Origin of the sequence: Pseudonocardia sp. N23 (assembly GCF_002583555.1) — a bacterium.
Taxonomy (GTDB): Bacteria; Actinomycetota; Actinomycetes; order Mycobacteriales; family Pseudonocardiaceae; genus Pseudonocardia.
In genome coordinates this window covers 99,947-100,736 of the sequence record NZ_BEGX01000106.1, presented here as the reverse complement: position 1 = coordinate 100,736, position 790 = coordinate 99,947, and the positions used below count along the sequence as shown (strand labels likewise).

Annotated in this window: 2 protein-coding genes; both read right to left on the bottom strand. The window is 72.5% G+C overall.

Annotated features, from left to right (window positions below):
• A partial coding sequence (locus tag TOK_RS23620) for a cupin domain-containing protein (protein ID WP_098960181.1) occupies positions 1-454 on the bottom strand: 454 nt, incomplete at its 3' end.
• Positions 451-790: methionine adenosyltransferase domain-containing protein (locus TOK_RS34400; RefSeq protein ID WP_253258590.1), on the bottom strand; the 340-nt coding region annotated here is incomplete at its 5' end. The genes TOK_RS34400 and TOK_RS23620, both read right to left, overlap by 4 nt.

The window sequence follows — 790 nt, the reverse complement described above, 5'->3', positions numbered from 1 at the left end:
CCTGGTCGTGGCGGGCGTAGAACTCACGCCACTCCCGGTCGTCGAGCTCGCGGCCCTGGTCCCTGATCGCGCGCAGCTCGGTGAAGAAGTTCTCCCGCGCGATGCCGGGCGCGAACAGGATCAGGAACGCGGTCTCGACGTCGGCGTCGTTGCGGAACGCGTGCACCCCGGTCTCCCCGACGTGCACGTAGTCGCCTGGCCGGTACGGCGCCCAGTGCTCGCCGTCGAAGATCGTCAGCTCACCGGAGAGCACGTAGAACGACTCGGAGAACGTCGCGTGCACGTGCGGACCGGGGCCCGGGCTCGACGGCGCCATCCGGTACTCGAACAGGCCGAACCGGCCCGCCGTCATCGACCCCGGCGCGATGAACCGCACCGAGGGGTACCCGCCCAGGTCGGGCGGGTCGTCGCCGCGGCGGACCGCGACCCGGCCCGCCCGGTCGGCGAAGCTCACGCCCCGGCGGCCGACTTCAACGCGTCGGCGCGCGACGTCGACTCCCACGGCAGATCGACGTCGGTACGGCCGAAGTGGCCGTACGCGGCGGTCTGCGCGTAGATGGGGCGCAGCAGGTCGAGGTCGCGGACGATCGCGGCCGGGCGCAGGTCGAAGACCTCGTCGATGGCGGCCTGGATGCGGGCCGGGTCGACGTGCTCGGTGCCGAAGGTCTCCACGAACAGGCCCACGGGTGCGGCCTTGCCGATGGCGTAGGCGACCTGGACCTCGATCCGGTCGGCCAGGCCCGCGGCGACGACGTTCTTCGCCACCCAGCGCATCGCGTAGGCGGCCGAC